The sequence below is a fragment of the Streptomyces sp. MBT53 genome (assembly GCF_016654115.1).
Classification (GTDB): Bacteria; Actinomycetota; Actinomycetes; order Streptomycetales; family Streptomycetaceae; genus Streptomyces.
Genome location: NZ_JAEQAZ010000353.1, coordinates 1 through 4,565, shown reverse-complemented (window position 1 = coordinate 4,565; position 4,565 = coordinate 1). Strand labels below are relative to the sequence as shown.

Sequence of the window (4,565 nt, the reverse complement as noted above, 5' to 3'; positions counted from 1 at the left end):
GTCATCAGCCGTTACGGTGTGCCGGAGCCCCTGTCGTGCGGTCGGTCCAGGCCGGCGGCCGGGGTCGGTCACGGGTCGGGGGGCTCGGTTCAGGGGGCGGCGGGGTGGGTTCCACGGGGATGGCGTCGGCGACCGGACCGGACGCCGACAGTGAGAGACGAAACGTTTCGGATGCCGTGGGTGTCGCGGTGCTCGGGGCATGTGCCGCGTGGTCGCTGATCACCGCCGCGATGCACGACGGCAGGCCCGAGGGGGTGCTGCTCGCGGTCCTGGCGGTCTCCGCCGGGTACGCGTCGGGGCGGATCTCCGGGGCGCTCGTGCCGGTCGCCGCGCCCTGCGCCGGAGCGCTGGCCGGCCTCGGTCTGGCGCTGGCCGAACCGCGGCTCGCCCCGGGCCCGCAGTTCACCGCCCCGCTCGGCCACGCCGGTGCCACCGCGGCCCTGCTGACCCTGGCCGTCGGTTCCGCGTGCTGCGCGGCCTGGGCCGCCCCGGCCCCCGCCCTGCGGCTCGCGCTGCGGCTGCTGGCCGCCGGGATCACGATCACCCCGCTCGTCCTGGGCTCGGTCTCGGGGTTCGTCACGTGTACGGCGGTGCTGTTGTGCTCGTTCGCCGCCGGCCGGATGCGACTCCGCGGTCTCGGTGTCGTGGGCCTCGGCCTGGCCGCGGCGCTGGTGGCCGGGGCGACCTGGGCCATCGCCGGGAACGTGCTGCCGGACGGGCTCACCGAGTCCCTGGAGGGCCAGCTGAGCCTTCACCGGGTGCAGCTGTGGCAGGACGCCCTGCACATGGCGCACAAGGATTCCGCCCTGGGGGTGGGCCCTGGGCGCTTCGGGGAGTTGAGCAACGCGGCGGCCGAGGCCCTGCAGCCGGACGGGAAACCGCACTCGGCGCCGTTCCAGATGGCGGCCGAGCAGGGAGTCGTCGGCGTGCTCCTGCTGGCGGCGGCCTTCTGCTGGGTGCTCCATGCCTTGTGGCGCACTCCGCGCTCCACCCCGATCGCGCTCACCGCGGGGGCCGCTCTGACGGGGATCGCGGTCATCGCCTCGGTGGGCAACGCGCTCAGCTTCACCACGGTCACGGCAGGCGCGGGTTTCCTGGCCGGTCTTGCCACGGCCCACCCGATCACCGACGACGCCTCACGCACCGTCCCGGAGGCACGCGCGCGTGGCGACCGCCTTGCCCCATGAGGGGCGGGGGTGACGTCAGTGCACCGCGCCGGGCGTGGGCGGCACCAGCCGGTCCGTGATGATCCGTACGGCCGTCTCCGCGTTGTCCACGGTGATGGTGAACGTGTGCCCGTCCCACAGTCGCAGCACGATGCCCTCGCCCCGCCGTACGACGACGGCGGTGCCCTTCTCGGGCCGCCAGCGGTAGCCCCAGCCGCCCCACTGGCGCGGGGTGACGTGCGGGGCGAACTCGGCGCCCGCGACGCTCGCGAGGGGGATGCGGCGGCGCGGCACACCGATGTGGCCGCAGCGCACTTCGAGGGTCTCCGTGTCCACCTTCAGGGCGACGTGCACGAAGGCGAGCGTGCCGAACAGCATGAGCAGTCCGGCCGCGATGCACCCGACGACGGACATGGCGAGCGGGGCGATGCCGGACGTCCAGGCGGAGTCCACGGCCAGCTCGATGCCGAGCGCCATGCAGGCGGCACCGGCGAGCGCCAGCAGCCACTGGAACCGGTTGGTGGCGCGTCCGGTCCAGATCTCGGTCTGCGGGAAGGTTTCGTCGCGGGGGTGGTCCCTCATGTCTACGAGACTACTCAGGTTTCGCTGCGCGGGTACCGCGTTGCGCAGGGTGACCGTTTTGCGCGACGACAAGGTAGACGCACAGCGTCCGCTTCCTCGCCTGTGGTCAGTGGGCGGGGGTGACCGCCCGCAGCAGCCGGCCTTCCGCGTAGGCCGATGCCTCGACGGGCAGCGGGCCCTCACGACCGCTCAGCAGCACCGTCAGAGTGCCGTCGGCAGGCGCCTCGGGGGCGGGCTGCGCGCCGATCCGGCGCAGCGCCTGGGCGGCGACCGCGTCGGCGGAGCCGTGCAGGACGAGCGGCGGGCGGTCGGGGCGCTGGACTGCGGCGCGGATGCGTTCGGCGACGATTTCGTAATGGGTGCAGCCCAGGACGACGGTCGTTACATCGTCAGGGGTGAGCGCGACGGCCGCGGCGATGGCGGTGTCGATGGCCGTCTCGTCCGCGTGTTCCACGGCCTCGGCCAGTCCCCAGCACGGGACCTCGGTCACCGGCACACCTTCGGCGAAGTCCTCGATGAGACCGCGCTGGTAGGGGCTGCCGGTGGTGGCGGGCGTGGCCCAGATAGCGAAGGGCGTGCCGGCCGCGGCGGCCGGCTTGATCGCCGGGACGGTGCCGATGACCGGGATGCCCGGCTCCAGGAGGTCCCGCAGTGCGGTCAGGGCGTGGACCGTCGCCGTGTTGCACCCGATGATCAGGGCGTCGGGCCGGTGCGCGGCGGCGGCCTCGGCGACGGCGAGCGCGCGCCGCGTGAGGTCTTCCGGAGTCCGCGGTCCCCAGGGCATGCCGTCGGGGTCCAGGGAGAGCACGAGATCCGCGTCGGGGCGTACGCGTCGTACCGCCGCGGTGGCCGCCAGAAGGCCGATTCCGGAGTCCATGAGCGCGATCTTCACCCGGCCACGATAGACGATGGCCTCTGTGGAGCCGCTCCCGTGGGGCAAACTGCGGCCGTGAGCACCCTCGCGTGGATCGCCGCCGTATCACTCGCCGCCTGGCTGTGGCTGCTGCTCTGTCAGGGCTTCTTCTGGCGCACGGACGTCAGGCTGCCGGTCCGCACCGACCCGGACGACTGGCCGTCGGTCTGCGTGGTCGTACCGGCCCGCGACGAGGCCGCCGTACTGCCGGAGAGTCTGCCGTCGCTGCTCGCCCAGGACTATCCGGGGCGGGCGGAGATCTTCCTTGTGGACGACGGGAGTTCGGACGGAACCGGTGAGCTGGCCCGTGAACTGGCGCGGACGCACGGCGGGTTGCCGCTGACCGTGGACTCCCCCGGTGAACCGCCGGCGGGTTGGACGGGCAAGCTGTGGGCCGTACGGCACGGTGTCGAGGCGGCACGCGCGCGTGGCCCCGAGTATCTGCTGCTGACGGACGCGGACATCGCGCACTCCCCGGACAGTCTGCGGGAGTTGGTGGCGGCGGCGCGCACCGGTGGTTTCGACGTCGTCTCGCTGATGGCGCGGCTGCGGGTGGAGAGCCTGTGGGAGCGGCTGGTGGTGCCGGCGTTCGTCTACTTCTTCGCGCAGTTGTATCCGTTCCGCCGGATCGGTCGGAAGGGCGCCCGTACCGCGGCTGCGGCGGGCGGCTGTGTCCTGTTGCGTGCCAACACGGCGGAGCGGGCGCGGATCCCGGACTCCATCCGGCACGCGGTGATCGACGACGTGGCACTCGCACGTGCCGTCAAGGGCGGTGGGGGTCACATCTGGCTGGGGCTCGCCGAGCGGGTGGACAGTGTGCGGCCCTATCCGCGACTGGGCGACCTGTGGCGGATGGTCTCGCGCAGCGCGTACGCGCAGCTGCGGCACAACCCGCTGCTCCTCCTGGGCACCGTCCTGGGGCTCGCGCTGGTGTATCTCGTGCCCCCGGTGGCCCTGTTGGTGGGGCTGGGCGCGGGAAGTGCGAGGGTGGCGGTTCTCGGCGGGCTCGCGTGGCTGGTGATGACGGGGACGTACGTCCCGATGCTGCGCTACTACGGGCAGCCGTTGTGGCTCGCTCCCCTGTTGCCGTTCACCGCGTTTCTGTACCTCTTCATGACGGTCGATTCCGCGGTGCAGCACTACAGGGGACGCGGTGCGGCCTGGAAGGGCCGCACCTACGCGCGTCCTGACGCCGTCGTCGGCGAGGAGAGCTGAGCGCTCACTTGCGACCTGGGGTCCAGTTCATGCCCCACCCGTAGATGCGGTCCACGGTCCGCTGCGGGCTCACCCCGCGGTCCGGGACCAGGTAGCGGGCCTCGCGCTGGACAACGAGGTCGCCCCCGGTGTTGGTGATCAGGGCGAGCGCGCACACCGTGGAGGGGACCGTGCACTCGTCGAGCGAGAAGTCGATCGCGGCGCCGTGCTGCGGCTGGAGGGTGACCGTGGCGTGCAGGTCGGCGAAGGAGCGGGCGCCCTCGTAGATCGTCACGAAGACGAGGATGCGCCGGAAGTCCCGAATGTGGTCGAGGTTGACGGTGAGGTTCTCGCCGCTGGCCAACGCGCCGGTGCGGTCGTCGCCGTCGAGGTGGATGTACGGGGGCTGGTGCAAGGAGCCGTACGCGTTGCCGAGGGCCTGGACGACTCCCTTGCGGCCGTCGGCGAGTTCGTACAGGGCGCACAGGTCGAGGTCGAGGTCGGCGTGCATCGCCACGGCACGGCCGCGTTTGCTGCCCCAGCCCGAGAACTGCTTGCGCACCTCCCAGTTGAGGTTCACGCGCATGGCGCCCGAGGTGCCGCCCTGCTTGGTCAGGGAGACCGAGGGGGCCGCCTTGGTGAGGGTCACCTTGGAGAGCCGGACGGGGGCGGTGGGCGGCACCTCGGGCGCCATGCGCGTGAACCTCAAC

Annotated in this window: 4 protein-coding genes and 1 pseudogene; 2 read left to right on the top strand and 3 right to left on the bottom strand. The window is 72.5% G+C overall.

All coding sequences use genetic code 11. The features are described from left to right. Positions 1–119 precede the first annotated feature (119 nt). On the top strand, positions 120–1,187 hold the full coding sequence (locus JHN45_RS50635; protein ID WP_201056220.1) for an O-antigen ligase: 1,068 nt from the start codon (positions 120–122) through the stop codon (positions 1,185–1,187). Positions 1,188–1,202: 15 nt separating this feature from the next. On the opposite strand, the gene JHN45_RS50630 is transcribed toward JHN45_RS50635, so the two are convergent. Both JHN45_RS50630 and JHN45_RS50625 read right to left on the bottom strand, forming a co-directional pair. Further along, positions 1,203–1,748: a hypothetical protein gene (locus JHN45_RS50630; protein WP_200717299.1), complete on the bottom strand. Its 546-nt coding sequence runs from the start codon at positions 1,746–1,748 to the stop codon at positions 1,203–1,205. A gap of 106 nt (positions 1,749–1,854) precedes the next feature. Next, entirely contained in the window at positions 1,855–2,640 is a 786-nt protein-coding gene (locus JHN45_RS50625; protein ID WP_200717298.1) for a glutamate racemase, read from the bottom strand. A gap of 57 nt (positions 2,641–2,697) precedes the next feature. Here JHN45_RS50625 and JHN45_RS50620 point away from each other — a divergent pair, with 57 nt between their 5' ends. After that, positions 2,698–3,876, top strand: a complete 1,179-nt coding sequence (locus tag JHN45_RS50620) for a glycosyltransferase (RefSeq protein ID WP_201056219.1) — start codon at positions 2,698–2,700, stop codon at positions 3,874–3,876. A 4-nt stretch (positions 3,877–3,880) separates the two neighbouring features. On the opposite strand, the pseudogene JHN45_RS50615 reads toward JHN45_RS50620, so the two are convergent. Continuing rightward, positions 3,881–4,565, bottom strand: a pseudogene (locus JHN45_RS50615) (TerD family protein); the annotation flags it as partial.